This window comes from Streptomyces sp. GL_141, from assembly GCF_057834385.1.
The window spans coordinates 421,415-448,012 of record NZ_CM174402.1; the positions used below are offsets into that span (position 1 = coordinate 421,415).

At 75.3% G+C, this 26,598-nt stretch carries 19 protein-coding genes and 1 pseudogene; 12 read left to right on the forward strand and 8 right to left on the reverse strand.

Going from position 1 to position 26,598, the window contains the following annotated elements:
- Positions 1 to 86 precede the first annotated feature (86 nt).
- Complete coding sequence (locus AC3IX6_RS01830; RefSeq protein WP_489368400.1) at positions 87 to 1,739, reverse strand: IucA/IucC family protein; 1,653 nt, start codon at positions 1,737 to 1,739, stop codon at positions 87 to 89.
- A 118-nt stretch (positions 1,740 to 1,857) separates the two neighbouring features.
- On the opposite strand from AC3IX6_RS01830, the gene AC3IX6_RS01835 reads away from it, so the two are divergent.
- The 4 genes from AC3IX6_RS01835 (at position 1,858) to AC3IX6_RS01850 (ending at position 6,910) form a co-directional block, all read left to right on the forward strand.
- On the forward strand, positions 1,858 to 3,522 hold the full coding sequence (locus tag AC3IX6_RS01835) for an IucA/IucC family protein (protein WP_489368401.1): 1,665 nt from the start codon (positions 1,858 to 1,860) through the stop codon (positions 3,520 to 3,522).
- Positions 3,523 to 3,555: 33 nt separating this feature from the next.
- A complete protein-coding gene (locus AC3IX6_RS01840; protein ID WP_489368402.1) occupies positions 3,556 to 4,212 on the forward strand; it encodes a class I SAM-dependent methyltransferase in 657 nt (218 codons plus the stop codon).
- Positions 4,213 to 4,392: 180 nt separating this feature from the next.
- The gene (locus tag AC3IX6_RS01845) at positions 4,393 to 5,925 is read left to right on the forward strand and encodes an FAD-binding oxidoreductase (RefSeq protein WP_489368403.1); all 1,533 of its coding nucleotides are present in this window, start codon (positions 4,393 to 4,395) and stop codon (positions 5,923 to 5,925) included.
- 58 nt (positions 5,926 to 5,983) lie between these two features.
- Positions 5,984 to 6,910: a S1 family peptidase gene (locus tag AC3IX6_RS01850; RefSeq protein WP_489368404.1), complete on the forward strand. Its 927-nt coding sequence runs from the start codon at positions 5,984 to 5,986 to the stop codon at positions 6,908 to 6,910.
- On the opposite strand, the gene AC3IX6_RS01855 is transcribed toward AC3IX6_RS01850, so the two are convergent.
- Together AC3IX6_RS01855 and AC3IX6_RS01860 are read right to left on the reverse strand one after the other, a co-directional pair.
- Positions 6,864 to 7,256 (reverse strand): hypothetical protein, encoded by a 393-nt coding sequence (locus tag AC3IX6_RS01855; protein WP_489368405.1) that lies wholly within the window; start codon positions 7,254 to 7,256, stop codon positions 6,864 to 6,866. The genes AC3IX6_RS01850 and AC3IX6_RS01855 overlap by 47 nt on opposite strands.
- 47 nt (positions 7,257 to 7,303) lie before the next feature.
- On the reverse strand, positions 7,304 to 8,254 hold the full coding sequence (locus AC3IX6_RS01860) for an AEC family transporter (RefSeq protein WP_489368406.1): 951 nt from the start codon (positions 8,252 to 8,254) through the stop codon (positions 7,304 to 7,306).
- Between the two features lie 781 nt (positions 8,255 to 9,035).
- Here AC3IX6_RS01860 and AC3IX6_RS01865 point away from each other — a divergent pair.
- The 4 genes from AC3IX6_RS01865 (at position 9,036) to AC3IX6_RS01880 (ending at position 13,540) form a co-directional block, all read left to right on the forward strand.
- Entirely contained in the window at positions 9,036 to 10,274 is a 1,239-nt protein-coding gene (locus AC3IX6_RS01865; protein ID WP_489368407.1) for a sensor histidine kinase, read from the forward strand.
- Positions 10,271 to 10,954 (forward strand): response regulator, encoded by a 684-nt coding sequence (locus AC3IX6_RS01870; RefSeq protein ID WP_489368408.1) that lies wholly within the window; start codon positions 10,271 to 10,273, stop codon positions 10,952 to 10,954. The genes AC3IX6_RS01865 and AC3IX6_RS01870 overlap by 4 nt, the downstream gene beginning before the upstream one ends.
- A 196-nt stretch (positions 10,955 to 11,150) precedes the next feature.
- A complete protein-coding gene (locus tag AC3IX6_RS01875) occupies positions 11,151 to 12,194 on the forward strand; it encodes an alpha/beta hydrolase (protein ID WP_489368409.1) in 1,044 nt (347 codons plus the stop codon).
- Entirely contained in the window at positions 12,191 to 13,540 is a 1,350-nt protein-coding gene (locus AC3IX6_RS01880) for an acyltransferase family protein (protein WP_489368410.1), read from the forward strand. The genes AC3IX6_RS01875 and AC3IX6_RS01880 overlap by 4 nt, the downstream gene beginning before the upstream one ends.
- Before the next feature lie 81 nt (positions 13,541 to 13,621).
- On the opposite strand, the gene AC3IX6_RS01885 is transcribed toward AC3IX6_RS01880, so the two are convergent.
- Complete coding sequence (locus tag AC3IX6_RS01885) at positions 13,622 to 14,044, reverse strand: DUF350 domain-containing protein (protein WP_274551086.1); 423 nt, start codon at positions 14,042 to 14,044, stop codon at positions 13,622 to 13,624.
- Positions 14,045 to 14,149: 105 nt separating this feature from the next.
- Here AC3IX6_RS01885 and AC3IX6_RS01890 point away from each other — a divergent pair, with 105 nt between their 5' ends.
- On the forward strand, positions 14,150 to 16,390 hold the full coding sequence (locus tag AC3IX6_RS01890) for a GNAT family N-acetyltransferase (protein ID WP_489368411.1): 2,241 nt from the start codon (positions 14,150 to 14,152) through the stop codon (positions 16,388 to 16,390).
- Positions 16,391 to 17,304: 914 nt separating this feature from the next.
- On the opposite strand, the pseudogene AC3IX6_RS01895 reads toward AC3IX6_RS01890, so the two are convergent.
- Positions 17,305 to 18,558: pseudogene (locus AC3IX6_RS01895) on the reverse strand (AMP-binding protein); the annotation flags it as partial.
- On the opposite strand from AC3IX6_RS01895, the gene AC3IX6_RS01900 reads away from it, so the two are divergent.
- The 3 genes from AC3IX6_RS01900 (at position 18,557) to AC3IX6_RS01910 (ending at position 21,390) form a co-directional block, all read left to right on the forward strand.
- Complete coding sequence (locus AC3IX6_RS01900; RefSeq protein WP_489368412.1) at positions 18,557 to 18,937, forward strand: VOC family protein; 381 nt, start codon at positions 18,557 to 18,559, stop codon at positions 18,935 to 18,937. The pseudogene AC3IX6_RS01895 and the gene AC3IX6_RS01900 sit on opposite strands and share 2 nt — an antisense overlap.
- Before the next feature lie 80 nt (positions 18,938 to 19,017).
- On the forward strand, positions 19,018 to 20,946 hold the full coding sequence (locus AC3IX6_RS01905; protein ID WP_489368413.1) for an ABC transporter ATP-binding protein: 1,929 nt from the start codon (positions 19,018 to 19,020) through the stop codon (positions 20,944 to 20,946).
- A gap of 63 nt (positions 20,947 to 21,009) precedes the next feature.
- Positions 21,010 to 21,390, forward strand: coding sequence for a VOC family protein (locus AC3IX6_RS01910; protein ID WP_489368414.1), 381 nt, complete (start codon positions 21,010 to 21,012; stop codon positions 21,388 to 21,390).
- A gap of 9 nt (positions 21,391 to 21,399) precedes the next feature.
- On the opposite strand, the gene AC3IX6_RS01915 is transcribed toward AC3IX6_RS01910, so the two are convergent.
- The 3 genes from AC3IX6_RS01915 to AC3IX6_RS01925 all read right to left on the reverse strand — a co-directional run bounded on the left by AC3IX6_RS01915 (position 21,400) and on the right by AC3IX6_RS01925 (position 26,537).
- Positions 21,400 to 23,802: an ATP-binding protein gene (locus tag AC3IX6_RS01915; protein ID WP_489368415.1), complete on the reverse strand. Its 2,403-nt coding sequence runs from the start codon at positions 23,800 to 23,802 to the stop codon at positions 21,400 to 21,402.
- A gap of 76 nt (positions 23,803 to 23,878) precedes the next feature.
- Entirely contained in the window at positions 23,879 to 25,042 is a 1,164-nt protein-coding gene (locus AC3IX6_RS01920) for a collagen-like domain-containing protein (protein WP_489368416.1), read from the reverse strand.
- A gap of 718 nt (positions 25,043 to 25,760) precedes the next feature.
- Positions 25,761 to 26,537 (reverse strand): NAD(P)H-dependent oxidoreductase, encoded by a 777-nt coding sequence (locus tag AC3IX6_RS01925; protein ID WP_489368417.1) that lies wholly within the window; start codon positions 26,535 to 26,537, stop codon positions 25,761 to 25,763.
- Positions 26,538 to 26,598 lie beyond the last annotated feature (61 nt).

Below are 26,598 nucleotides of genomic sequence, written 5' to 3' on the forward strand. Positions count from 1 at the left end.
GCTCGACCAACGTAGCATTGGTCTATACCTGTCGGTGAGGGGGGATCCGGTATCCGGACCCTGATTGGCCGGAACCGCACGCCCCCTCAGGGCCGCAGCGGGTTGGGAAGCGGCAGGTAGCGGGAGTCGGCACCGTCCGCACGGGTCCAGCGCAGCAACAGGTTGGTCTTGGCCGGTAGGTTCGGGGCGGCCAGCAGAGCGGCGACCTCGGGCAGGTCGTGGGCGGCGCCGAAGCGCCGGAACTCCGCGCGGGCGGCGGGCCACAGTTCCCCGGCGGCCTCCGGGTGGCTCTCCGCGAGCGCGCCCGCCACCTCGGTCAGGTGGTTGACCACCAGGCAGTAGACGAGGCGCTGCCAGGCGGCGTCCCGGTCCAGGTCCGGGAGGAGTTTGACGCCCTCCGCGTCCCGGAAGATCGCCTGCGCGGGCATGCCCGCGGTGTCGACGGCGACCAGGGTGTTCTGGAGGTGCGCTTCCAGGACCACGCCGTGCCGGGCGAAGAGCTGCAGCACGGGCGGCACCACCTGGCGCAGGTACGCCCGCCACCACGCGGCCGGGTCGGCCGTGCCCGCCAGCGGGCTGCCCGGGTACCCCTCCGCCAGCGCGGCCGCCAGCAAGGGGGTGACCCCGGGCTCCGCGTGCGCCGCGAGACCGTCACGGACGAGCACGGCGAGCTCCTCGAAGGCGAAGGCGGCCGTCCGGTACCCCCGGTCGGGCAGCCAGGCCGCGACCGAGCCGGACCGGCGCAGTTCCGCGAAGCCCGCCTCGACCGCCGCGTCCGTGCGGCGCAGTTTCAGCAGGTCGTGCCGCCACAGCCGGCGGACGTCGTTGGTGATCCGCACGTCCAGGCTGAACTTCACGAACAGATCGCCGGCCGCGCCGCTCCCGCTGCTGCTGCTCCCGCTGCTGCTGCCGCCGCTCCCGCTCCCGCCGGGGACGTACAGGGTCCGGATCGAGGCGGTCGGCCAGACCGGCACCCGCCCGGTTCCCAGCGGCAGCAGCCTCCCGTCCGCGAGGGCCTCGCGGAGGGCGGGCCTGCCCGCGACCAGGTCGAGCTGCCAGGGGTGGGCGGGCAGCAGCCGGTAGCCGGCCGGCGGGCGCGGGCCGCCCAGCGCCTCCGCGAGCGAGTCGACCGCGGCGGCCGCGGCCGGCCCGCCCTCCTCCGCCACCTGGTCCTCGCGCACGCCCAGGAAGGCCAGCGGGAAGCGGGCGTACGCCTCGGGGGCGTACGGCAGCCAGCCGCTGGCCGGCCCGCCGCCCCGGGCCTTGGGGGCCGGGTGGTGGGGGTGCCCCATGACCAGGGACTGTTCGGAGCGGACGTACGGGTCCGCCGGCGGCGGCGCGGCCGCGCGGGCGGCCAGCAGCGCGGCGATGGTCTCGCGGCTGTCGGCGATCTCGACCGGGAGCTCGTCGTTGGACACCCCGGTGTACTGGCGCAGCTCGTCGGAGACGAGTTTGACCAGCTCGGTGTGGGTCAGCGGATGCCAGCCGGCCTCGGTCCCCAACTCGGGCCGCTCGGGCCTGCGCCCGGCACGCACCCGCAGCAGCCGCCCGCTGCCCGACAGCCGGTACGCGCACCAGCCGTCCTCCGCGGCACCCGCGGCCCCCCCTGCTCCCTCGGCCCTCCCGGCTCCGGCGAGCGGGACCGGTTCGGCGGCCTCCCTCAGGAGGCAGTTCAGGAGCGGGGCCGCCGCGTAGGTGTCGGCGGCGTTGTCGGTGGCGTTGAGGTCCACGGATTCCATTCGGTCCAGCCGGAGCGCCGGAGGTGCGCGGGGCGTACCACCGGCCGTGATCTTCAGTATCCGCGATGATGAAGTGATCATCACGTCATCCGAGAGGACCGGGGCCCTGGATCCCAGCATGCACCTCCCCGCCACCGCGGCCGAAGAGGCCGTGGCCGCCGAACTGGCCGGGCTGTCCGAAACCGCCCCTGCCGGACCCACCGGACCGGGCGGCCCCGCCGGCCCGCGCCCCGGCAGCCTCGGATCCGCGTACGCCGCCGCGCTCCCCGGCGCGCGCAGCGCCGTACTCACCCGGCTGTGGCGGGCGTTCGCCTTCGAGCCGCTGCCGTGGATCACCCACCGGGAGCGGGGATCCGGCACGCTCGCGCTCCGGCTCGCCTCGGGCTCCCGGCTGGAGGGCCCCCTCCCCGACCCGTACGCGACGACGTTCTCCGCGGTCCGCGCGAGCGCGCCCCCCGTGACCGAGCTGCTGCTCGACGGCCGCCCCTACCGGCGGGCCTCCCTGCTGGTGGCGGCGCTCGGGCTGCCGTACGGGGAGGAGTTCGCCGCCGAGCTCGACGAGAGCACGGCCTCCCTCGCCCTGTCCCGCGCCGGCCAGCCCGGCGGCCCCCCAGCCGACTCCACCGCCGGCGACACCGGGCGGCTGGCCGCCTGGGAGTGGGAGCAGCGGGTGGTGGACGGCCATCCGTACCATCCCAACTGCCGCTCCCGCCCCGGTTTCACGGTGGCCGAGCAGCTCGCGTACGCACCCGAGCACCGGCCCGTCGTCACCCTCGGGCTGGCCGTCGTACGGGCCGGGGAGTGCCGGGTCACCGGAGAGTGGCCGGACCGGTGGCGGGAGGCCGGGCGGATCCTCGTACCGGTCCATCCCTGGCAGGCCGAGCACGTGGTGAAACAGGAGGACCTGGAGGGGCAGGGGCAGGGGCAGGGGAACGCCCACGGGCACGAGCTGCGGCCCGGGCCCGCCGCGCACCCGTTGATGGCCCTGCGCACCCTCTCTCCAGCGGACGGCGGGCCGCACGTCAAGACCGCCCTCAGCACCCGCCTCACCTCCTCCGTGCGGGACATCTCCGTCTACTCCATCGAGACGGCCGCCGCGGTCTCCGCCTTCGCCCAGAGCCTGTCCGAACGGCTCGACGGCCGCCTGCACATCACCCGCACCCTGGGCGCCGTCACCGCCGGCACCCCGGACCTGGCCGCCGTGCTCCGCGAACCGCCCGAGGCCTACGCGGACCGGGGTGCGGGCGAGCAGGTGCTGCCCGTGGCCGCCCTGGCGCTGACCCCGTACGCGCGCTCCGACGCCTGGCGGGCCGGTTTCGCCCGCCTCGCGCTGTCGGTGTGCCTGCGGGTCCTGGATCTCGGGGTGGCCCTGGAGGCCCACGGCCAGAACCTGCTGGTCGTCCTGTCCGCCGACGGCGCCCCGCTGCGGCTCGTGTACCGCGACCTCGCCGACATCCGGATCAGCCCGGCCCGCCTCGCCCGGCACGGCCTGCCGGCGCCACCGCTGTCGGGGCGGCTGATCACCGACGACGTGACCCTGCTGCGCCGCAAGCTCTTCGGTTCGCTGGTGGCGGGGGCGCTCGGCTCCACGGCCGGTTCGGCCGCCGCGCTCGCGGCGGACCTGGCGGCGGCCGCGCCCGGACTGCCGTCCACCGCCGACACCCGGGCGCTGCTGACCGGACCGCTGCCGACCAAGGCGCTGACGCTGATGCGGCTGAGCCCGGGCGTGCCCGGCGATCAGTGGGCCGAGCTGGACAATCCGCTGACCGGGACCGGGGGCTGAGTTCGGGGCCCGGGCGGGCTACTGTCCGGGGGCATGGCATCGACTTCGCACCTGAACTCCGTCCGGTCGTCCTACGACGCCGTCGCCGCCGACTACGCCGCGCTGCTGACCGGTGAGCTGGAGGGCAAACCGCTGGACCGGGCCATGCTGGCCGCCTTCGCGGAGTACGTGCGCGGGGACGGGCCCGGCCCCGGCCGGGCCGTCGCCGATCTGGGCTGCGGTCCGGGCCGGGTGACGGCGCACCTCGACGGGCTGGGGGTACGGGCCTTCGGAGTCGACCTGTCCCCCGCGATGGTGGCGGTGGCCCGCCGGACGTATCCCGGGCTGCGGTTCGAGGTCGGCGCGATGGCCGCGCTGGACATCGCGGACGGGGTCCTCGGCGGGGTGCTGGCCTGGTACTCCACCGTGCACACGCCACCGTCCGGGCTCCCCGCGCTGTTCGCCGAGTTCGCCCGGGTGCTGGCCCCGGGCGGGTACCTGCTGATCGCGTTCAAGGCCGGCGACCGGCAGCTCCGGCTGGAACACGCGTACGGGCATCCGGTCGACCTCGACGTGTACTGGACCCCGCCCGAGCTGATCAGCGAACTGCTGGCCGGAGCGGGCCTGACCGAGACGGCCCGCCTGGTCCGGGAACCGGACGCCGCGGAGAAGTCCCCGCAGGGCTTCCTGCTGGCCCGCCGGGGGGACTGACCCGGGCCGGGGCGCGGTGGGCGGCCCGGCCGGGGGAAGGCCCGCCGGAGTGCGGCCGGGGAGCCGGGCGGGTCCCGGCCCGCGCCGCCGGGCACCCGGGCGTGGGCCGTTCGGGGGGCAAGCCGGCCCGCGTGGGCCCGCCTTCGCGCCGAACGGGCAAGGCGGTGGCAGGAAGGAGGGATGACCCTCCACCGCCGCCGGATCCTCGCGGGAGCCGCCACGGGCGTCCTCGCCTCGATCGGCGCGACGGCCCGCGCGACGGCCCGCCGCGCGGACCCGGATTACGGGGCGCTGGCCCGGACCCTCGACGGCCGGGTGGTGACGGCCGGCGACGGGGACTACGACGAGGCCCGGCAGCTGTTCCAGCCCCGCTACGACACGGTCCGGCCGGGCGCGGTGGCCTACCCCGCGCACCCGGGCGACGTGGCCGCCTGCCTGGACTTCGCCCGGCGCTCCGCCGTCCCCGTGGTGCCGCGCGGCGGTGGCCACGGCTACGCGGGCTGGTCCACCCGCGAGGCCGGACTCGTCATCGACACCGGCGCCATGGCGGACGTGGCCCCGGAGTCCGGGACCGGGGTCCGGATCGGCGCGGGCGCCCGGCTCGGGGAGGTGAACGCCGTCCTCGCCGCGCGGGGCCTGGCCGTCCCGACGGGACTGTGCCCCTCCGTCGGCATCGCCGGTCTCACCCTCGGCGGCGGGCTGGGCCTTTCCTCCCGCTCCTGGGGCGCCACCTCCGACCGGCTCACGGAAGTGACCGTGGTGACCCCCGACGGGACGGTCCGCGAGGTCGCCGCCGACCGCGAGCCCGACCTGTTCTGGGCCCTGCGCGGCGGCGGGGGCGGCAACTTCGGGGTGGTCACCGGCTTCCGCTTCCGCACCCACCCGGTCTCCGACTGCGCCTTCGCTGAGCTGCGCTGGTCCGCCGCCGACTCCCCCGCGGTCCTGCGCGGCTGGCAGCGCTGGCTGGAGGCGCTGCCCGATCCGTTCTGGAGCCAGGTGGAGTTCACCGTGGACGGCGGCCCGGTGGGCGCCCCGGCCCTGCGGATGCTCTGCCTGGACGGCGGGCGCGCGGAGCTGGAGCGGCAGCTGACCCGGCTGTCCGACCTGGTGGGCGGCCCGCCCCGGGACAGCTGGACCGTCGTACGCGGCTACGGGGACACCGTCCGGGCGATGGCCGGCTGCCCGGACCGGACCCCCGCCGCGTGCCGGCTGCCGGGCAGCCTGCCGGGACACGATCCGCAGGGCCGGCTCGGCCGCGCCTCCTACGCCGCCCGGTCCGACTTCTGGTCCCCGGACGGGCTGACCGAGGCGGCCGCGTCGGCGGTCCTGGCCGCCCTGCGGCGCTACGCCGGGAGCGTGCCGCGCGGCGGGTTCGGCGTGGTGCAGTTCGACGGGGTCTGCGGCGGGGCCCTCAACCGGATCCCGGCGCGGGCCACGGCCTTCGCGCACCGCACGGCCGGGTTCCTCGCCCAGTACCTCGTCTACTGGCCCGGCGCGGCTCCGGCCGCCGACACCGTCCGGCACCAGGGCTGGCTGGACGGGCTCTGGCAGGACCTGCGGCCCTGGGCGGGCGGAGCCGCGTACCAGAACTACGCCGACCCGAAGCTGACCGGCTGGCGCGAGGCCTACTACGGGCCGAACCTGGCCCGTCTCGAAGAGGTCCGGCGCCGCTACGACCCGGACCGGCTCTTCAGCTTCCCCCAAGCCGTATAGCCACCCCGGCCCCCCAGACCCTCGCCCTCCCTGCCCATCCCCGAAGAAGGAGACGGACATGCGACGTACGTTGACGGTGGCGGCGGCCACGGCCGCCCTGCTGCTGCCCGGCGGGCCCCTGCCCGAGGCCGAGGCCGGCACCGCCCCGGCCAAGTCCCCGGTGACCGACCGGTGGTCGGCCCGGGAGGCGGAGTCGTTCTGGACCCCCGACCGGATGGCCTCCGCGGTCCCGATCAGCCGCGGCGGCGCCCCGGCGGCGGTGGACGGGACCGGCCGGGACTTCGACGGCATCCCGGTCGTCGGCCGGATGTTCGTCATGAAGGGCGGCGGCGCGTACTTCTGCACCGCGAGCGTGGTCGCCTCCCCCGGCCGCGACCTGGTGCTCAGCGCGGCGCACTGCCTGCTCGGGACGGACGCCCGCCAAGTGGCCTTCGTACCGCAGTACACGGCCCAGAACCCCCAGCCGTACGGGATGTTCCCCGTCCTGCGCGACGCGGCCGGCCGCTCCAAGGTGTGGATCGACCCGCGCTACCGGGAGCTCGGCGCCGACAAGGGCGCCGCCCTCGACGTGGCCTTCGCCCAGGTCGGCCCGGACGCCGACGGCTTCCCCGTGGAGGACGTGGTGGGCGGGAACCGGCTGGTCACCGGCGCCCCGTACGCGCACAAGCAGGTCTCGCTGATCGGCTATCCGGCCTCCGCCGCCCGGCCCCGGCTGTGCGTGAACCGGACGACGAAGTTCACCAGCACCGATCCGGGGATCCCCGGATCGTTCCTGCGGATCGACTGCACCGGCTATCCGGGCGGCACCAGCGGCGGCCCGTTCCTGACCGGCTTCGACGAGCGGACCGAGACCGGCGACGTGGTCGGGGTGATCGGCGGCTGGAAGACGGGCGGGGACACCCCCGACACCTCCTACAGCTCCTACTTCGGCGCCGACGTCAGGAAGTTGTACGAGAAGGCTCTCGCCGGGGCGCGGGTGGCGTGAGCACCCGCACCCAGCGGGTGCGGCGCGGGTTGCCCACCGTGCGCGGGGTCGCCGGCAGCCCCTCCGCGCTCAGCGGTTCGGCGGGCGCGAGGCCGAGCTGCCGGCGCAGGTCCGCGAGGGCGGTGTGCACGGGTCCGAGGATGACCTCGGCCCGCGGATGGGCGTACGCGAGGGCGTGCGCGGCCGTCTCGATGGCCTCGGCGGCGTCCTCGGCGGCGCCCCGGCTCCACCCTCCGGGGGCGGTGCGGCCCCAGGGCGCGAGGGTGTCGTAGAGGTGGCAGGCGGCATCGGCCACGGCGTCGGCCTGTTCACCGACGCCGGGCGCCGCGATCGACGGGAGCTCCATACCCGCTCAACGAGCGGAGTCCGCCCGGGGAACGGAGGCCGCCGCGGTCACGCGGACACCGCCTGCAGCCAGAGCGGCAGCAGCAGGAGGGAGACCAGGGAACTCTTGATCACGACGGCCGCGGAGAGGTTCACGCCCACGTCGTAGCGCTGGGCGAAGATGAACAGGTTCTGGGGCGTCGGCATCGCGGCGATCAGCACGAGGTACGTGAGCCACTCGCCCCGGACCCCGAACAGTCCCCCGCACACGGCCCACGCCAGCAGCGGGAAGGCCACGCACTTGAAGCCGATGAGCGCCAGCTCCTCCCGGGTGGTCCCCCGGACGTCGAGGCCGATGCCGCCGAGGTGCAGTCCGAGGGCGAACAGGGCCACCGGGGAGGCGCTGTCGCCGACGAAGGCGGCCCCGTCGAGGACCACGTCCGGGACGTGCACGGAGAGCAGGTTGAGCAGGATCCCGGCGTTGCAGGCGAGCACCAGCGGGGTGACCAGCGAGGCGCTGACGGCGCGGCCCAGGCGCCGGGCGGGGCCACCGCCGGAACCGGGGCCGGTGCGGCCCAGTTCCATGATGGCGATGACGACCAGCGACAGGACGCAGACCTGGAAGAGCAGCACCGGGAAGATCGGCGCCGCGGTGCCGAAGAAGGTGATGAAGACGGGGACGGCGAAGTAGGCGGTGTTGACCTGGACCCCGGCCATCACGCGCAGCGCCACGTCCCGGGGGTCGCGCAGTCCGGCCGCCGCGGAGGCGGCCGCGACGGCCGCGACCGCGAGGGCGGCGGCCGCCGCGTAGCCGCCGATGGCCCGCCAGTCGAAGAGGGCGGAGAGGTCCGCGGCGTAGATGTTGCCGAACAGGTAGCAGGGGACCGCGAAGAGGAAGGCGTAGTCGGCGAAGGCCTTGGAAGCCTCGGCGGGGACCACCTTGCGGCGCGCGAGGAGCACGCCGACACCGAAGGCCAGCGCCACCGGGATCAGTTTCTCCAGCGCGGCCGCCCCGCCCATGCGTCCCCGCTCCCCGCCGTCGAGTGATCGCCGCTCGGTGATCGTCGTTCGGTGATCCCGTTCAGTGATCGTCCGTGCCGGGCGCAGTCTATGCCGGGCGGATGCGGCGGCCGGAGCGGGCTTGACCCTGACGTGCGGGTCAGGGTTTAGCGTCGGCGCACCCACCCGCCCCGGCCCGGCGGCGGCCGCCCCCGCCGTCACCGGCCGCGCCCTGCCGAGGAGCCCCGATGGCCACGGACCTGCCCCGTACCGCACGCGAGATCCGCCTCGCCGCCCGCCCCGGAGGGCTGCCCGAGCGGGCGGACCTCCCGGACCTTGGGCCGATGCCAAGGTCAAGGCCGGGGCCGGGGCCGCGGCCAGTGCCGGTGCCCGGGCCGGTGCCGCGGCCGGTGCCGGTGCCGGTGCCCGGGCCGGAGACCGGGCCAGAGACGAGCCCCGGGTCGGGGCCGGCGGCCGGGCCAGGGCTCGGCCCGGGCTGTCGGGGTGGGTCGGGGAGAGGCGTCCGGGGTCCGGGCGGGGCTCGGGCGCATACGCTGGGCCGATCATGAGCGAGCGCGCCCGATCCCGTTTCCGCACCCTCTTCCGAGCCCGGCCCGGATCCCGGTCCCCGGCCGGATCGCCGCATGGATCCGCGTCCGGATCCCCGTCCGGGGATCGGCCCGGGTCGCCGCCCGGGTCCTCCCCCGGGTCCCGGACCGGATCGTCGTCCCGGTCCGGGCCGGGCGAATCCGGGTCTTCGCCCACCGCCCCGCGTGGGCCCCGCGTGCCGGGGCGGTTCGCGGTGGCGTTGCGGACGCCCGCGCGGGCGGCCGAGCCGCTGCTCGCGCAGGCGCCCGAGGCCTGGCAGCGGATGCTGCCGTACGCCGTGACCGCCGTGTGCGTGCTGACGCTGCTGCCGGTGACCATCGCGGTGCTGACCAACGACTACAAGGCGGGCGGCGGCTGGGCCGGGGCGCTGGGCGTGGCCCAGACCCTGCCGCTGCTGCTCGCCGTGACCCGGCCGCTGCCCGCGTGGGGCCTGGTGCTGCTCGCGGACACCATCGGGGCCGCCGTACTGACCCAGGCCGACCGGGTGGCCGGGCACGCCTGGCCCTGGACCCCGATGGTGATCATCGGCTACCTGGTGCTGATGGCCTGCCTGGGGCTGCGCGAGTCCATCCGGACCCTGGTCGGGGTGTGGCTGGCGACCGGGGTGGTCGGGGCGGTGCTGAGCGCCTTCCAGCCGGACGGGGTGACCAACACGGTCGCCCTGCTGTTCGTCCTGGCCGGGGTGGTGCTCGCGCTGACGGGAGCCCTGCGCGGGCTCGGCGACGCGCGCCAGAAGATCGCCGAGCAGGAGAGCATCAGCGAGGCCGAACGGGCCCGGCGCACCTTGCTGGAGGAACGGGCCCGGATCGCGCGGGAGTTGCACGACGTGGTGGCCCACCACATGTCGGTGATCACGGTGCAGGCGGATTCGGCGCCGTACCGGCTGCCCGGCATGGCGGAGCCGGTGCGCGAGGAGTTCGCCGCCATCGCGTCGAGCGCCCGCGAGTCGCTGGGCGAGATGCGGCGGCTGCTGACGGTGCTGCGCGGCGACGAGGCGAACGGCGCCGACCGGACCCCGCAGCCGGGGCTCGCGCGGTTGCAGCAGCTGGTGGAGGCGACCGTACGGGCCGGGCAGCCGGTGGAGTTGGCGCTGGCCGCGGGCGCGGCCGGGGCGGCGTCGCCGGCCGTGGACCTGTCGGCGTACCGGATCGTCCAGGAGGCGCTGGCCAATGTGGTGCGGCACGCGCCGGGGGCTCCGACGCGGGTCTCGGTGACCTTCGACGAGGAGGAGCTCCTCGTGCTGGTGGTCAACGGCCCGGCGCGGGACGTCGTGGTGGCGGTGGAGACTTCGGGGACCGGGCACGGGCTGGTGGGGATGCGGGAGCGCGTACGGTTGACGGGCGGGACGCTGGACACCGGTCCGCTGCCCGACGGCGGCTTCCGGGTCGCCGCCCGCATGCCCCTCAACACCGCTCCCGAGGAACCAAGTTGACCATCCGCGTGATCATCGTCGACGACCAGGCCATGGTGCGGGCGGGTTTCGCCGCGCTGTTGTCGGCGCAGGCCGACATCGACGTGGTGGGCGAGGCGCCCGACGGGCGCCAGGGGATCCAGGTCTCCCGCACCGTCCACCCCGACGTGGTGCTGATGGACGTCCGGATGCCGGAGATGGACGGGCTCAGCGCCGCCCGCGAGCTCCTCGACCCCCCGCCGGGGGTGGTGCACCGGCCGAAGGTGCTGATGCTGACCACCTTCGACATCGACGACTACGTGTACGAGGCCCTGCGCGCGGGAGCCTCCGGCTTCCTGCTGAAGGACGCCCCGCCGGCGGATCTGATCGCGGCGGTACGGGTGGTCGCCTCCGGCGAGGCGCTGCTGGCTCCTTCGGTGACCCGGCGGCTGATCGCGGACTTCGTCGAACGGCGGCCCGCGCCGCGCCGCGATCCCGCACTGCGGCTGAACGGGCTGACCCCGCGCGAGACCGAGGTGCTGGAGCTGATCGCGCGCGGGCTGTCGAACCAGGAGATCGCCGGTCACCTGGTGGTCGCCGAGCAGACCGTCAAGACCCACATCGGGCGGGTGCTGGGCAAGCTGGACCTGCGGGACCGGGCCCAGGCCGTGATCTTCGCCTACGAGGCGGGGCTGGTGCGGCCGGGCGACTCGACGGCCTGACCTCAGCTGACCTGACCTGACCCACCGGCCTGACCCACCGGCCCGGCCCGGCCCCGGCCCGGCCCCGGGCCGCCGGGGAGGATCTCCTCCTCCACCCCCTACCCCGGTATGACATCCGGTTTGGCACCACGGTGCGACGCCCGGTGCGACACCTCCTTCTTACCTTCCTCCTCGTCACGAGGAGAGGAGAAGGGGCATGCGCCGCTTCGCAAGGACACTGGTCGCCGCCGCGCTGGCGGGAGCCGTCGTCGCGGGAACCGCGGGATGGGCCTCCGCCGACGCGCAGGCGGCGGTCACCGGCCCGCTGCCGGGCACCGCAGCCTGGCGGGCCGACGCGGTGTCCGGGCGGCCGCTGCCGGACCCGGCCCGGGCGACGCCGGCCGAGGTCGCGCGGTTCTTCGCCGGGCTGGACGGGACCCGCGCACAGGGCCTCGTACGCTCCCACCCGCTGGTGGTGGGCAATCTGGACGGGGCTCCGCTCCCTCTCAGGTACGAGGCCAACCGGCTGGCAGTGGGGGCCACCGGCGAGCCCCGTTTCGCTTCCCTGGCCGCACCCGGCCGGCAGATCCTGGCCTTCGACCCGCGCGGACGGGGCACCGTCGCCGAGGTGTTCGGGGACCTGGAGCGGACCGCGCACGTCTCGGTGATCGTGCCGGGCTCGGACAACGACGCCACCACCTACGACCGCCCGCGGGCCGCTCACACCGGCCCGGCGGGCATGGCCCGCGCCCTGCGGTCCGCGACCGGCGAGAGCGTCGCCGTCATCGCCTGGACCGGCTACACCACACCCGTCGGGGTGGGGCTGGACACGGCCCAGGGGCGGCTGGCGCAGGCGGGCGCGGTCCGCCTCGCCCGGTTCACCGACGGACTCGAAGCGGTCGGCGCACCCGACCCGGTGCTGTTCTGCCACAGCTACGGCTCGGTGGTCTGCGGGCTGGCGGCCCGGCACACGGACGCCACCGACATCGTCGCCTTCGGCTCCCCCGGGATGCGGGCCGACAGCGTCGCCGACCTGCACACCGGAGCCCGCGTATGGGCGGCGCGCGGACCCTCCGACTGGATCGCCGACGTGCCGAACGTGGAGTTCGCCGGGCTCGGCCACGGCGCCGATCCCACCTCGGCGGCCTTCGGCGCCCGCCCGGTCCCGGCCGCCGACGTGGCGGGCCACACCGGCTACTTCACCCCCGGCACCGGGTCCCTGAGGGCCTTCGCCGCGATCGCGACGGGAGCGGCACGATGAGCATGCTGGAGACGAGGCCGGCGAGCCGGCCGGCGAGCGCGGCGGCCGACGCGTCGGCGAGCAAGCCGGCAAGCCCGTCGGCAAGCACACCGGGGAGCACCCCGGCGCGTACCCCCGTGAGCGCCCCGGGCGTCCTCGCCAAGGCGCGGGCGGCCGCCGGCCGGATCGACGCGAAGACCCCCGCCCACCGCGACCGGGCGATCGACGGACTGCGGGCACTGGCCCTGCTGGCCGTTCCGACCGGGCACTGGCTGCTCGGCGGGTTCACCCTCGACTCCGGCGGGGCCCTGCACAACGCGAGCCCCCTCGCCGCCTTCGGCGCTCTGGCCCCGGCCAGTTGGGTGCTGCAGATGCTCGGTGTCTTCTTCCTGGTCGGCGGCTACGCCTCCGCGCTCTCCTTCCGGCGGCACACCGGATCGGCCGGGGCCTGGCTGAAGGGCCGGATCGCCCGGCTGGGGCGGCCGGTGCTCGGGGTCACGGCGGTGTGGGCGCTGGCCGCGCCCGTGCTGTACGCGGCCGGGGTGCCCGAGGCCACCCTGCGGACCGGGGCGAAGCTGGTGATCCAGCCGCTCTGGTTCGTCGGGGTGTACGTGGTGGTCACCGCGCTGACCCCGTACTGCGTGCGTGCCGCGCACCGGCTCGGCGGCTGGGCGGCGGCCCCGCTGCTCGCCTCGGTCGCCGTGGTGGACTTCCTGCGCTACGGGCCCTTCGCGGACTCGGTGCCCGGGTGGGTGGCGCTGGTGAACATCCTGCCGGGCTGGCTGTTCGCGTACCAGCTCGGCGTGACCTGGGGCGAGGGCCGGATCGGGCGGCGCGGGGGCTGGCTGCTCCTGGCGGGCGGGGGCGTACTGTTCGCGGCCCTGCTGATGGTCTTCCACTACCCGGCCTCGATGGTCGGCGTGCCGGGAGAGGCCCGGACCAACTCGCATCCGCCGTCGCTGCTGGTAGTGGCCCTGGCCGCGGCCCAGTCGGGCGCGGCGATCCTGCTGCGGGACCGGCTGGCGCGGCTGCTGGCCCGGCCGCTGCTGTGGGCTCCGGTGGTCGTGATCAACCTGTGCGCGATGACGATCCTGTGCTGGCACCAGACGGCGATGCTGGCGGCCGCGGTACCGGGGTCGTTCGCGGGCGGGCTGGCCGGGCTGACCACGGCGCCGGACAGTGTCGGGTGGATCGTGGCGCGGCTGGCGTGGATGCCGGTGTTCGCGGTGCTGCTGGTGGGCATCGCCCGGTACGCGCGCCGGTTCGAGCGGCCTCCAGCAGGCCTGACGCGGGCCACGGCGGTGCGCCGGACCGTGGCGGGCTTGCTGGCGGCCGGGTTCGCGGTGTTCGCGCTGGGGTTGGCGTAGGGCGGCGGCCGGAGCACCCGTACGAAACGAGAGCGCCGCTCCCTTCGGGGAGCGGCGCTCTCGTGCGATCTCTGCGATTCGTCAGGCGATGGAAGCGGCGACGATCGCGGCGACCGCGAGGTTGCAGGAGGCCGTCACCCACACGGCGGGGTGCGGCTCCGGGTCGACCACGATGGCGCCGAGCTTGCCCGGGGTCACCAGGTCCAGCACCAGGAAGGCCACGGCCATCAGGACCAGCCCGAGGAGTCCGAACGCCGCCGTGGAGAGCAGGCCCTTGCCGAAGCTGTCGTACGTGGTCCAGATCGAGGTGAAGACGATGCCGCCGATGCCGAGCAGTGCCGAGGAGAGCATCACGGAGGCGTTGCGGTTGCGCTCTTCCCAGATCTGCTTCGGCAGCTTGCCGGGGGTCAGCACGTCCACCAGGACGATGCCGAGGATGAGCAGCACCAGGCCGACGCCGCCGAATGCGGTGGTGCGGCCAAGTCCGTTGATGATGTCGCTCATTGGGAAGCCGTCTCCGGGGTGGGGTAGGAAGTACGTCGCGTGCCTGTCGTCGCGGTGGCCGAATCTATCGCACGGCATGGCGCCCGACCATGGGGAGGTCAGGAAATGGCAGAGCTCAGGGCCGCACGGGCCGGGGAGGCCGCGGAGCTGACGGGGCTGGTCATGCGGTCCAAGGCCCATTGGGGGTACGGGGCGGAGTTCCTCGCCGCGTGCGCGCCGGAGTTGCGGATCGGTGCCGGGGACGAGGTGCGGCGGCGGATCGTGGTCGCCGAGGGCGTGGCCGGGCCCGCCGGGACCCGGTCCGGCGGCGGCCCGCCCGTCGTGCTCGGGCTCGCCTCCCTGGACGGGGAGCCGCCGTTCGGGCGGCTGGGGCTGCTCTTCGTCGAACCGGCCGCCATCGGCGGGGGCGTGGGGCGCCTGCTGTACCGGGACGTGCTCCGGCGCGCCGCCGCACTCGGCTTCCGCCGCCTCCTGATCGACGCCGACCCGCACGCCGCCGGCTTCTACCGGGCGATGGGCGCGGTGGCATCGGACGCGGGAGCGAACCAGGAGCCGAAACCCGGGCCCGCGCCGGTGCCGGAACCAGGGCTTGGGCCTGCGCCGGAGCCTGGGCCGGGGCTGGAGAGGGAGCCGGGGCCGGAGCTTGGGCTTGGGCTTGGGCTTGGGCCCGAGCCTGGGCCGGGGCCGGGGCCGGGGCCGGGGCCGGGGCCGGTGCCCGGGCCGGCGCCGGGGCCTGGGTTGGTGGCCGGTCTCGGTGCTGTTGGTGGGCTGGTGCGGTTTGAGGTGGCGCCCGTGGCGCTGGCCGGGTGGGCGCGGGCCTGGACGGGCGGCGGGGCGGCCGTGCACGTGGGCAATGTCGCCGAGTACAACGCGCAGTTCGCGGACGCCTCCCTGGACCGGGAGCAGCGGGCCGCCCACCACTACGCCTGCCTGGCCGCCTTCTACAGTCCGCGGCCGGCCGCGCTGGTGCTGCCGCGCCCGGTGCCGCCGGGCTGGATCTCCCTGCTCGGGCGCCAACTGGACTGGCCCGCCGGGGTGGAGGTGTACGACGGGCTCGCGGAGGGGGATCCGGGCCTGTCGCAGGCCGTACGGGCCCGGCCCGCGCTGGCCGCGCGGCTGACCGGGACCGGGGTGCCCCTCGTACCGTGGGGCCTGACCGCCCCCTTCGCACGGCTGGCCCGGCGGCCCTGGCGGCCGGACGAGCTGCGGTACGAGTCGAAGTCGGCGGCACACGGGCTGTTCGGGCGGATCCTCGCGGAGGGCGGGCACCCCGCGATCACGCTGCCCGCGCAGTGGCGGGCGGGCACCCGGCGGGCCGCGGTCCGGCTGCTGGCGTCCCGGACCAGGGCGGGCGAGAGCACCGTTCTCAAATCGGAGCACGGCGTCGGCGGCTCGGGCACCACGGTGCTGACCCCCGAGCGGGTCCGTGCGGCGGGCGGGGCCCGGGCCGTGGTCCGGACGCTGGCGCGCGGGCCGCTGCTGGTGGAGGAGTACGTACGCGGTCCGGCGGATCCGGCCGAGCCGCGCGACCTCACGTACGACGGGTTCGTGGACGCGGGGGGCCGGGTCCACGAGGTCGGCGGGGCGGTGATGGACGTGGCGGACGGCGGGTACCGCGGGGCCACGGTGGGTCCGGGGGTGGTTCCCGGGTGGGCGCGGGAACCGCTGCTGGCCTTCGGCCGGGCGGTGGGCCTTGAGCTGTCGGCGGCGGGCTACCGGGGCTGGTTCGACGTGGACTTCGTCGCCGACGGCGCGGGTCGGCTCGCCCCGACGGAGACGAACCTGCGCCTGACCGGGCCGTCCGTCGCCTTCGTGGTGGCGGCCCGGCTCGACGAACTGCGGGGCGCGGGGCACTTCGTACGGATCGCCGACCGGGTGGAGCTGGGCGCCCGGCTGCCGGAGGAGGCCTTCGGCGAACTGTGCGAGCGGCTGTCCCGCCGGTGCGCCGGGATGGGCGCGGTGTTCCTCCCCGCCATCCCCACCGGAGCCTTCGAACCGGCGCCCTGGATGGGCGCCCTGGTGGCCGCGACCGGCAGGGAACTGCTGGACGCGGCCGAACGGCTGGTACGGGCGGAGGCGCTGTCCGTCGGGGCGATGTTCGAGCAGCCGGACGGGGCTCGGCCGGCCCCGACCCGACCGGCCCGGACCCAGGCGACCGGGACCCCTGCAACCCGGGCCCGGGCCCAGCCGGCGTGGGTTCAGCCGGCCGGATCGGTGGACCTGGCCCCGTCGCGGTCCGTTGCCTGCACCGGAACCGCTGCCGATCCCGTCGCCGATCCCGATGCCGATCCCGATGCCGTGTCCGGCTCCCCGTCGAACACGCTGAGCGGCGGGCGGGAGACGTAGACCGCCACGATCCCGGCGGCGATCATCAGTGGAATGTTGAAGGCGTAGACGAGCGCGGCCTGTTGGGGCCAGTCCCGCTTGCCCGCGAGCCGGTAGAAGTTGTCCTGCGGCCACCAGGCGGCCAGCAGGTAGACGATCGCCAGGTGGGCGGCCGCGGTGATGCGGGGGCCGCGGCGCCCGTGGCGGCGCATCCGGGACCGGCCGGTGAACAGGAACCACACTCCGGCCGCGAACGCCCAGCACTCGCACATGTAGAGGAGGAAGAAGAGCGTCGCGTACGGGTTCGGGACGCCGGCGAGGTTCGTGGAACCGGGCCAGAAGATCAGGGTCAGGATCATGGTGAAGCCCGCCACCAGGACCAGCCCGACCGCGATGAAGAAGATGACGCCGGCCCATCCCGCGATATCGGGCCCCGAGTCGCTCCTCGCGTACCTGCCGCCGTACTTGCCGCTCCCGCCCTTGCTGCGATCGTCCCGGCTGCCATCGTCCCCGCTGCCATCGTCCCCGGCCCGTCCCGGCGGCATCGGGAGCGCGGCCCGCTGCTCGCGGCCGGCCCGGTCCCGGGGGATCCTGGGCAGCCGGAACACGGCGCTCGGCAACATCGCCCCGGGGAGCCTGCCCGCCAGGTGGCGGCGGAGCTCCATGCCGGTGGGGAGGTCGGATCCCGGGGGCCAGGAGTCGTCCTCCGCGGGCGGGGCGAGGAAGGCGACGAGCAGGGGCCGCGCGTTGACGCCCTTGCCGCCGCCCCTGACCTCGGCCAGGAGCGCCGCGCCGACCGCTTCGTGGCCGCGGATCGCGGACTCGACGGGATGCGGGTCGAGGACCTTGCCGTCCGTGGTGAGCCGGTCGCGGATCCGGCCGCGGAACTCCAGCAGTCCGTCGGGGCGGAGCACTCCGAGGTCCCCGGTCGGGACCGGTTCGCCGCCGGGCACGGTGAGGTGGATCTCCCCGTCCCGTACGTCCAGCCGGCAGCCGGGGAAGGCGGTGCCGATCAGCGAGAGCTCTTCGGCCCCGTCCAAGGGGGCCGCGAGCTGCGGGAGTTCGAACCGGGCTCCGGTACCCGCCGCTTCGGTGGGCCCGTAGACGTTGAGCAGCCGGGCGCCGGGCCGCAGCCGGGAGAGCAGGGCGGCCTGTTCGTCGAGGTAGAGGCGGTCGCCGGCGACCGTGACCATGCGCAGGGTCCGCAGCCCCTCGTCAGGGCGGTGCAAGCTCCGCGCCAGGGAGGCCTCCCGGTCGCGTACGAGGAGCTGGGTGGCGGTGCCCGGGTCGGTGTGCAGGACGGTGACCCGCTCGGCGTCGACGGCGCGGCGCAGCGATTCCGGCGTCCAGCGCGGGCCTTCGGGCAGGACGAGGGCGCCGCCCTCGCAGAGGGCCCGCGTCCATCCCGCCGCGAAGCCGGTGAGGTCCGGGGCGGCGGTGATCAGGTGCCGGTCCTCGGGCGCCGGCCCCGCGACCCGGGCCCACCCTTCGTGGGCGGCGAGGAACCGTTCGTGGGAGAGCGGGACGGCGCGCCGGTCCGTACCCCCGGTGAACAGCACGGCGGCCGTGTCCCCTCCCGGTGCCCGGTCCGGCGGGCCGGTGGGCAGTGCGGCGGTGGCGACCGCGTGCGGCCCGCCGGTGCGGATCACCCGCAGGTCGCCGCCGTCGTCGAGGCGGGCCTGGTCGGCGGCGTCGGCGAGCAGGGCGAAGGGTCGGGCGGCGGCGAGCTGGCGCTGTCCGGTGCGCGGGTTCTCGACGTCGATGACGGTGTAGGCGGCGCCGGCCTTGAGGATGCCGAGGAGGAGGACGACGAGCTCGGCCCGCGGGGCGGAGCACACGGCGACGACGGCCCTTTCGGGCAGTCCGCAGTCGAGCAGGTGGCGGGCCGACTGGTTGGCGCGTGCGTCGAGTTGTCCGTAGGTGAGGCTGTCGGTGCCCGCGGCCACGGCCCGGGCCCCCGGGGTGTCGCGGGCCCAGCGTTCGAAGCGGGAGAGAACGGTGTCGCCGGCGCGTCGGCCGGAGTGCGTGAGGGGCTCTGATCCCTGCGTCATGGGCCGATTCTGGCACCGGGCACCGACAGGCACGAGGGCCACGAAAATCCCTCGTACGAGTGAGGGTTGATCCACTATCGTCCTGCGCTGGTGCCAACGGGTACCGGTGAACGAGTTTCGAATGGTCGGAGGCCACATGGCCAAGGAAATCCAGGTGACGTACGACTGCGCCGATCCGGGCGCGCAGGCGGCTTTCTGGGCGCAGGCACTGGGCTATCGGGTCCAGCCGGGGGGCTCCGCCGACTGGGCGGCCGCCTCGGATCCGGACGGCAAGGGGCCGCGGCTCTACTTCCAGAGGGTCCCGGAGGCCAAGACGGAGGCGAAGAACCGCCTGCACCTGGACGTGCGCTCGGCACCCGGCCTGAAGGGGGACGAGCGGATGGCCGAGCTGGAGGCGGCGGCGGCCAGGCTGGAGGAGCTGGGCGCGAAGCGGCTGTACCGCCTGGAGTCCGACGAGGAGAACGAAGGGATCATCGTGATGGCCGATCCCGAGGACAACATCTTCTGCCTCGACTGACGGGTCGAACCCGTTTCCGTTCACCCACGAGCCCTCCGCCCCTTGACCTCAAGTTTGCTTGAGGTCCTAGCGTTCGGCTCATGGATATGGAAGTCACCGCCTGGACCTCGCTCCACAGCGCGATCAACGCCCAGCAGGACCGGCGCCCGCTCTCGCGGGCCGGCCTGCGCCGGATCGCCGCCTTCGCCCGCCCGCACCGGCGCGGGCTGACGTTCTTCCTCCTCCTCAGCGTGGTGACCGCGCTGCTCGCGGTGGCCACCCCGGTGCTCGCGAGCCGCGTGGTCACCACGATCGTCGAGGGCCGCGAAGGCGGTACGGTCACCCGCCTCGCGCTGCTGATCGCGCTGATCGCGGTCGCCGAGGCGGGGCTGGGGCTGGTACTGCGCCGGCTCTCCTCCACCCTCGGCGAGGGGCTGATCCTGGATCTGCGGACGGCGGTCTTCGACCACGTGCAGCGGATGCCGGTGGCGTTCTTCACCCGGACCCGCACCGGGGCGCTGGTCAGCCGGCTCAACAACGACGTGATCGGCGCGCAGCGGGCGTTCAGCAACACCCTGTCGGGAGTGGTGTCCAATACCGTGACGCTGCTGCTGACCCTGACCGTGATGCTGGGCATCTCCTGGCAGATCACCCTGCTGGCCCTCGTACTGCTGCCGGTGTTCGTGCTGCCCGCCCGCCGGATGGGCGTACGGATGGCGGCCCTGCAGCGGGAGGCTTCGGCGCTCAACGCCTCGATGGGCACGCAGATGACCGAGCGGTTCTCGGCGCCGGGCGCCACGCTCGTCAAACTGTTCGGACGGCCCGACGAGGAGTCGGCGGAGTTCGCGGCGCGCGCCGCCCGGGTGCGTGACATCGGGATCCGGACGGCGATGGCCCAGTCGGCCTTCATCACCGCCCTCACGCTGGTCTCCGCGCTGGCCCTGGCGCTCGTGTACGGACTCGGCGGCCACTACGCGCTCGCCGGCACCCTGGACGCGGGCTCGGTGGTCGCGCTCGCCCTGCTCCTGACCCGGCTGTACGCGCCGCTGACCGCGCTCGCCGGGGCGCGAGTGGAGGTGATGAGCGCGATGGTCAGCTTCGAGCGGGTCTTCGAGATCCTCGACCTGAAGCCGCTGATCTCCCAGAAGCCGGACGCCCGCCGGGTGCCCGAGGGTCCGGTGGCGGTCGAGTTCGACCGGGTCTCCTTCGGCTACCCCTCCCCCGACAAGGTGTCCCTCGCCTCCCTGGAGGAGGTCGCGACCCTCGACGCGCGGGGCGGCACCGAGGTACTGCACGAGGTGTCCTTCCGGGCCGACCCCGGGCAGATGATCGCCCTGGTCGGCTCGTCGGGCGCCGGCAAGTCGACCATCGCGCAGTTGCTGCCCCGGCTGTACGACACGGACGCGGGCGCGGTGCGCCTCGGCGGGGTCGACGTACGGGACCTCACCGCGGACTCCATCCGCGAGACGCTGGGCATGGTCACGCAGGACGGCCACCTCTTCCACGAGTCGGTACGGGCCAACCTGCTGCTGGCCCGCCCGGAGGCGGCGGAGGAGGAAATCTGGGAGGCCCTGCGCCGGTCCCGGCTGGACGGGCTGGTCGCCTCGCTCCCGGACGGGCTGGACACGGTCGTCGGCGAGCGCGGCTACCGGCTCTCGGGCGGGGAGCGCCAGCGGCTGACCATCGCCCGGCTGCTGCTGGCCGGCCAGCGGGTGGTCATCCTGGACGAGGCGACCGCCCATCTGGACTCCACCTCGGAGGCGGCCGTCCAGGAGGCCCTGGCCGAGGCCCTGTCGGGCCGGACCGCCGTGGTGATCGCGCACCGGCTGTCGACGGTGCAGGCCGCCGACCTGATCCTGGTGGTGGAGGACGGCCGGATCGTGGAACGCGGCACCCACGCCGAGCTGCTGGCGGTGGGCGGACGGTACGAGGAGCTGTACCGCACCCAGTTCGCGGCGGCCGGTCCGGACGGGGACACGCCGGCGGCGCGGGCCGTTCCGGGCGGCGCGGCGGCGGTCTCCGGCGGATGATGGCCAGCGGGGCGCCGGCACCGGCCCCCGCAAGCACTGGGACACCGGAGTCAGGAGAAGCCGATGGACATCAAGCTGGAACTGGTCGCCGTACCGGTCACCGACATCGACCGGGCCAAGGCCTTCTACGAACGCATCGGCTTCCACGCCGACCACGACATCACGGTCAGCGAGGAGATCCGCTTCGTCCAGCTGACCCCGCCGGGCTCGGCCTGTTCGATCGCCATCGGCAGGGGCCTGACCCGGATGACACCGGGGTCGCTGGACAACATGCAGGTCGTGGTCGCGGACATCGAGGAGGCCTTCGCCGATCTCAAGGGCCGGGGCATCGAGGTGACGGAGATCGAGGACATGCCCTGGGGGTCCTTCGTCTACTTCTCCGACCCCGACGGCAACGGCTGGGCCGTCCAGCAGACCACCCCACGCACGGCCACGGCGGGCTGAGGGCCGGGCTCAACTCTCGTACGGGCGGGGCCGGGTGCGCAGGGCGTGGCCGTGCCGCAGGCCCTCGCGGAAGGCCGCCTCGTACGCCTGGTCGCCCAGTGCCCCGCGCGCCGTGCGCTCGAACTCCTCCCGTACGGAGGCCAGTTCTGGCGTGCCGCGCTGCGGGTGGCCGACCGCCTGCCAGTAGGCGTGGCCGGTGCCGTACGCGCGCGCCGCGCCGGCCCCGTCTCCGGTCGCCGCGCGGGCCGCCGCGAGCAGGTCGAGGCCCAGGGCCGTGCCGAAGCTGTCGCCCAGTTCCCGCTTGCTCTCCAGCATGGCGCGGGCGTGGACGGCGGACTCGGCGGGGCGGCCCTCGAAGAGGCAGATCAGGGCCAGTTGGTAGTCGGCGTAGGCCCGGGTCCAGTGTTCGCCCCGCTCGGCGCAGCCGGCGCGCAGCAGTTCGGCCTCGTCCCGGGCGTCGGTGAACAGGCCCGTGCCGGTGAGCGCGAAGACCCGTACGAGGTGGCAGCGGATCCGGGGCCCCGAGTCGAAGGGCGTGCCGGGGAAGGCCTCCAGGGCGTTGTCGGAGACGATCCGCGCGGCCAGCGGCCGCCCGGCCAGCAGGTGACTCAGGCCCAGCAGGTACGCGGCGTCGAGCGCCGGGCCGGAGTCCCCGTCGAGCCCCGCGGCCAGGGCTTCGCAGCCGACGGCGATCCGGTGGGCCTGCTCGTGTTCGCCCTGGAGCAGCAGGGTCACCCCGAGGGCCCACAGGGCGCGCACCCGGATCCGCGGGGCCACCTCCTCGGGCCGTGCGGCGGCCAGCGCCCGCTCCAGGTAGCCGCGCGCGGCGTGCAGGTGGCCGCAGCAGGCCCAGTAGAAGCCGGCCCGGGCGGCCAGGTCCAGGGCCCGGTCCGGGGCGGTGACCAGGTAGTGGTCGAGGGCCGCGCACAGGTCTCCGTGCACCGCCTCGACGCGCCGGTACCCGATCCGCTGGGCGGGGCCGAGCCAGTCCCGTTCGGCGGCGCGCACGAGCTCGGTGAAGTACCCGGCGTGCGCCTCCCGCAGCGCCTCGCGCTCCCCGGCCTCGTCGCGCCACATGGCCCCGTACTCCCGGATCGTGTCCAGCATCCGGTACGAGCCGTCCGCGCCCCGGCGTACGACGGACTTGGCGACCAGGGCGTCGAGCAGCGGGGGGACGTCCGTCTCGGTGAGGGGGGCGGCGGAGCACACGGCGCGTGCGGCCGCCGGGTCGAAGGCTCCCCCGAACACGGACAGCCGGAGCCACAGCAGCCGTTCGCGCGGTGCGCACCACTCGTGGCTCCAGCCGATGGCGGTGCGCAGCGCGCGGTGGCGCGGTGGCCGGCCGGGGACGGGGCCGGGGGCCGGTGCGGGTGCGGGTGCGGGTGCGGACAGCGGGCCGATCCTGCGGGCCAGCCGGACGGCCAGCTCCTCGATGGTGTGGTCGGTCAACTGAGCGGCGGCCAGTTCCAGCGCGAGGGGGATGCCCTCGAGGCGGGCGCACACGGAGCGGGCGGCCGCGAGCCGGGCCTCGGTCCAGGGCGGCGCCTGCCCGGGGGCGGCAGCGGCGGCCCGCCGGGTGAACAGGGCGAGGGCCTCCTCGGCGCCGAACGGGTCCACGGCGTGCGGCAACGGGCCGACGTCCAGGACGCGTTCGTCCGCGAGGCCGAGCGGCTGCCTGCTGGTGACCAGCAGGACGAGGTGCGGGGCGGCGTCGAGCAGCTCCCGTACGAGGTCCCGTACGGCGGCCACCAGGTGCTCGCAGCAGTCCAGCACGAGGAGCATCCGGCGCCCGCCGATCCATTGCCGCACCGCTGCGGCCGGGGTACGGGCGGTGTGATCGGCGAGGTCCAGCGCATCGGCCACGGTGGCCACGAGCAGCCGCTCGTCGGGCAGCGGCGAGAGGTCGGCCCAGTGCACCCCATCGGGGAAGAGCCCCGATGGGACGGCGGAGCCCACGGACCGCCCGGGACCGTCCGAAGGGGCGGCGTCCGCCGGGGCGACAGCACCGGTCGGACGGGCCGCACCGGCCGGAGTGGCAGCACCGGCCGGACCGGCAGCGTCCGTTCGACGCGCAGCACCAGTCGGACCAGCAACGTCCGCCGGAAGGGCAGCGCCGGACGGACCGGCGGGGGCGGCCGGACCGGTGGGGGCAGCCGGACTGGGGGCGTCCGCCCGGCCGGCGGACCCGGTCGCCTCGGCGGGCCGGGTCGCGCCGGCGCCTTCGCCCGCGCCTGCCGCCCCCGCGAGGTCGGCCGCACGGCGGGCCAGGCGGGTCTTGCCGACGCCGCCCGGGCCGGTCAGGGTGATCAGCCGGTCCTCACGCAAAGCCCGTTCGAGTGCGGCCAGTTCATCGGTCCGCCCCACGAAGGAGGCGGAGTCCGCGGCCTCGTACCCGTCGTCATGTCCCAACACCCGCCCAGTGTGGCGTACGGGGCGGGTGCCGTCGGGCGGTCACTCCGGGGCGGCCGCTCCGGGGCCGGGTCCCGGGTCAGGCCGCCGGCGGCGGGGGCGGGACCGTTCCGGGCTGTGGATGCACGGGCGCCCAGGGTGCGTCACAGGTGACGGCACGCCCGTTGGTCCCGCAGTGGGTGTGGTAGAGCGTGCCCGTCTTGGTGATGGCCTTGACCTTCACGTCGTTGCCCTGGATGGCCAGGGCGACGGTGCAGACGTCGGCGGGGTAGCCCGTGACCGGTGCCACGGTGAGGTCGGTCCAGCTGAAGTCGCCCCACTGGCCCGCCATATCGCGGGCGCGGCGGCCGAGGTAGGTCTTGCCGTCCTTGAGGACGAGCGCGAACTCCTCGGAGTTGTTGGGCATCTGGTTGTCCACCGAGGCGCAGGGCCCGACCGGGCCGGGCACCCCCTGCGGTCCCACCAGGCCCAGCGGGCCGAGCGGCCCGGTCGCACCGGTCGGGCCCGGGGCACCTTGCCGTCCGGGCGGTCCCGCGAACCCCTGCGGGCCCGCGGTGCCGGGAAGCCCGGGCAGCCCCTGCGTGCCCGCCGGCCCGGCCGGACCCGCGGGTCCCTGCTGTCCTTGCGGCCCGGCCGCCCCGACGTCTCCGGTCCGTCCGACGTCCCCCTTGGGGCCCGGGTCACCCTTGCGCCCGACGGCCCCCCGGTCCCCCTTGGGCCCGGCGAGCCCCTTCTGGCCCTGCTCGCCCTTGGCACCGGGCGTCCCGGCATCACCCTTGGGCCCGGCGCTCCCCCTCTCGCCCGGCGCACCCTGGAGTCCCGGCGGCCCCGCATCACCCTTGGCACCGGCGTTGCCCTTCACGCCCGGCTCGCCCCTGGGACCCGGCGGGCCCGCGTCGCCCTTGGGCCCGGAGCCGCCCTTCTCCCCCTTGGCGCCCTTGGGACCCCGTGGACCCTGGGCCCCGGCGGGAGCGGGGCACGGGTGGCCGCCCTCCGGGACCGCCTCGGCGCGCTGCCGCCCACAGTTGACGCCGGGCCCGCCGGGTCCCGCCTCCGTCGCACGGCCGGCGCGCGTCGACCGCGGGGCACTCGGCACGCCGGACACCGAAGGCGCGTACGCCGCCTGCGGGACGCTCCGCTCACGGGAGCCGCCCCCACCGACGAACTCCCCCGCCACCACACCCACGTCCCCGACCCCACCCCGCCCGGAGCCGAGCGCCGCACCCCTCCCGTTCTCCGTCACCACACCGCCACCCGAAGACGGCACACCGACCGCGACGGTGACCGGCACCGCACCACCACCGGACCCCGAAGCCACGACCCTCCCGGAATCCAAGGCCGCGCCCTCCCCGGACTCCGAAACCTCGCCCTGACCAGATTCCAGCGCCACGCCCTTCCCGGACCCCGGCGCCGCACCACCGTCCGAAGACGGCACACCGGCCTCAACGGCCGACACCTTGCCACCGCCGGAGGCCACCGCCGGGACCGTGAATCCGCCCAGTGCCACGGCCACTGGCAGTACGAGGCCGCCGGCCAGCCGGGCCCTTCGTCCGGTTCTTGCTGTGGAAGACATGCGAGTACCCCTTCGCCGCACGGAAATGATGGTCGTCTGCTCCGGCCGAAGCGAGGGGGAGCATCTCCCGGAAGGGCATCCGACGAAGATCAAAAGCGCTCATGCCGCCGCAGCGTCAACGAGTTGGTCCAACGACACGCGGTACCGGTACGCCGGACGGCGGGGGCACCCGCACCCCCACCCCGGCCGACCGCCAATCCGGGCCCGACCCGACGAACCCACCAGCCCCACGAGCTACACCAGCCCGCCCAACCCACAGCCCTACGAGCTACACCAGCCCACCCAACCCACCGGCCCACCGGCCAGACTGACCCGTCCGGCCAGACCAACGTGTCCGACCAACCGGGTCAGCCCGGTCAGCCCGACCAGTCCACCCCGCGGCCAGCGGTCACCGAACGTGCAGCCCGAACCCCCCGCGCCCCGCCGGCTCCAGCCCCTCCTTCAGGTGCAGCGAGGGGATCTCGTAGTCGCCGAAGTTCTGCCGCCGGAAGGCGATGGGTTCGGTCGACTCCAGGGTGAGCAGCCGCTCCACCCACGCCTTGGCCACGACCGCGTAGTCCTCGCCGCTCATCCGGTCGGTGCCGTACAGCACGAACGGCGGCAGCGGCTCGATGCCGGGGTAGTAGAGGATCCCGTGGTGGATCGGGAACAGCAGGTCGTCGATGGGGCCGTTGATCCCGCGGGCGGAGTAGTGCGACTCCGGGCCACCGGTGGTCACCGACAGCAGGGCCCTGCGGCCCGCGAGGATGCCTTCGCCGAAGCGCTCCCCGTACTTGGTGTCGCTGTGTTCGCCGACGCCGTACGCGAAGCGGTAGGTGAACACCCGGTCCACCCAGCCCTTGAGGATCGCGGGCATCGTGTACCACCACAGCGGGAACTGGAAGATGACCGTGTCGGCCCACAGCAGCTTCTCCTGCTCGGCGAGCACGTCCGGGGTGAGCGCCCCGGCGTCGAAGGCCCGGCCCGAGTCCAGCGCGACCTTCAGCGGGCTCGAGGCGTGGGGGCCGTAGTCCTCGGCGTCCACGACCGCCTTCCAGTTCATGGCGTACAGATCGCTCACCCGCACCTCGTGCCCGGCGCCCTCGAGCGTGGACACCGCCAGGTCCTTCAGCGAGCTGTTGAGCGACTTCGGCTCGGGGTGGGCGTAGACGATGAGCGTCTTCACGGGAACTCCTCGGGACTCGGGATCGGATGCCTCGATCCTGGGCCCCGCCGCGCCCGCCGTT

Excerpts from the sequence above, each read along its gene's own strand:
- AC3IX6_RS01835 (WP_489368401.1), top strand. The coding sequence starts at position 1,858 with ATGCACCTCCCCGCCACCGCGGCCGAAGAGGCCGTGGCCGCCGAACTG.
- AC3IX6_RS01855 (WP_489368405.1), bottom strand. The coding sequence starts at position 7,256 with ATGGAGCTCCCGTCGATCGCGGCGCCCGGCGTCGGTGAACAGGCCGAC.
- AC3IX6_RS01905 (WP_489368413.1), top strand. The coding sequence starts at position 19,018 with ATGGATATGGAAGTCACCGCCTGGACCTCGCTCCACAGCGCGATCAAC.
- AC3IX6_RS01885 (WP_274551086.1), bottom strand. The coding sequence starts at position 14,044 with ATGAGCGACATCATCAACGGACTTGGCCGCACCACCGCATTCGGCGGC.
- AC3IX6_RS01860 (WP_489368406.1), bottom strand. The coding sequence starts at position 8,254 with ATGGGCGGGGCGGCCGCGCTGGAGAAACTGATCCCGGTGGCGCTGGCC.
- AC3IX6_RS01875 (WP_489368409.1), top strand. The coding sequence starts at position 11,151 with ATGCGCCGCTTCGCAAGGACACTGGTCGCCGCCGCGCTGGCGGGAGCC.
- AC3IX6_RS01900 (WP_489368412.1), top strand. The coding sequence starts at position 18,557 with ATGGCCAAGGAAATCCAGGTGACGTACGACTGCGCCGATCCGGGCGCG.
- AC3IX6_RS01880 (WP_489368410.1), top strand. The coding sequence starts at position 12,191 with ATGAGCATGCTGGAGACGAGGCCGGCGAGCCGGCCGGCGAGCGCGGCG.
- AC3IX6_RS01840 (WP_489368402.1), top strand. The coding sequence starts at position 3,556 with ATGGCATCGACTTCGCACCTGAACTCCGTCCGGTCGTCCTACGACGCC.
- AC3IX6_RS01890 (WP_489368411.1), top strand. The coding sequence starts at position 14,150 with ATGGCAGAGCTCAGGGCCGCACGGGCCGGGGAGGCCGCGGAGCTGACG.
- AC3IX6_RS01850 (WP_489368404.1), top strand. The coding sequence starts at position 5,984 with ATGCGACGTACGTTGACGGTGGCGGCGGCCACGGCCGCCCTGCTGCTG.
- AC3IX6_RS01845 (WP_489368403.1), top strand. The coding sequence starts at position 4,393 with ATGACCCTCCACCGCCGCCGGATCCTCGCGGGAGCCGCCACGGGCGTC.
- AC3IX6_RS01910 (WP_489368414.1), top strand. The coding sequence starts at position 21,010 with ATGGACATCAAGCTGGAACTGGTCGCCGTACCGGTCACCGACATCGAC.
- AC3IX6_RS01830 (WP_489368400.1), bottom strand. The coding sequence starts at position 1,739 with ATGGAATCCGTGGACCTCAACGCCACCGACAACGCCGCCGACACCTAC.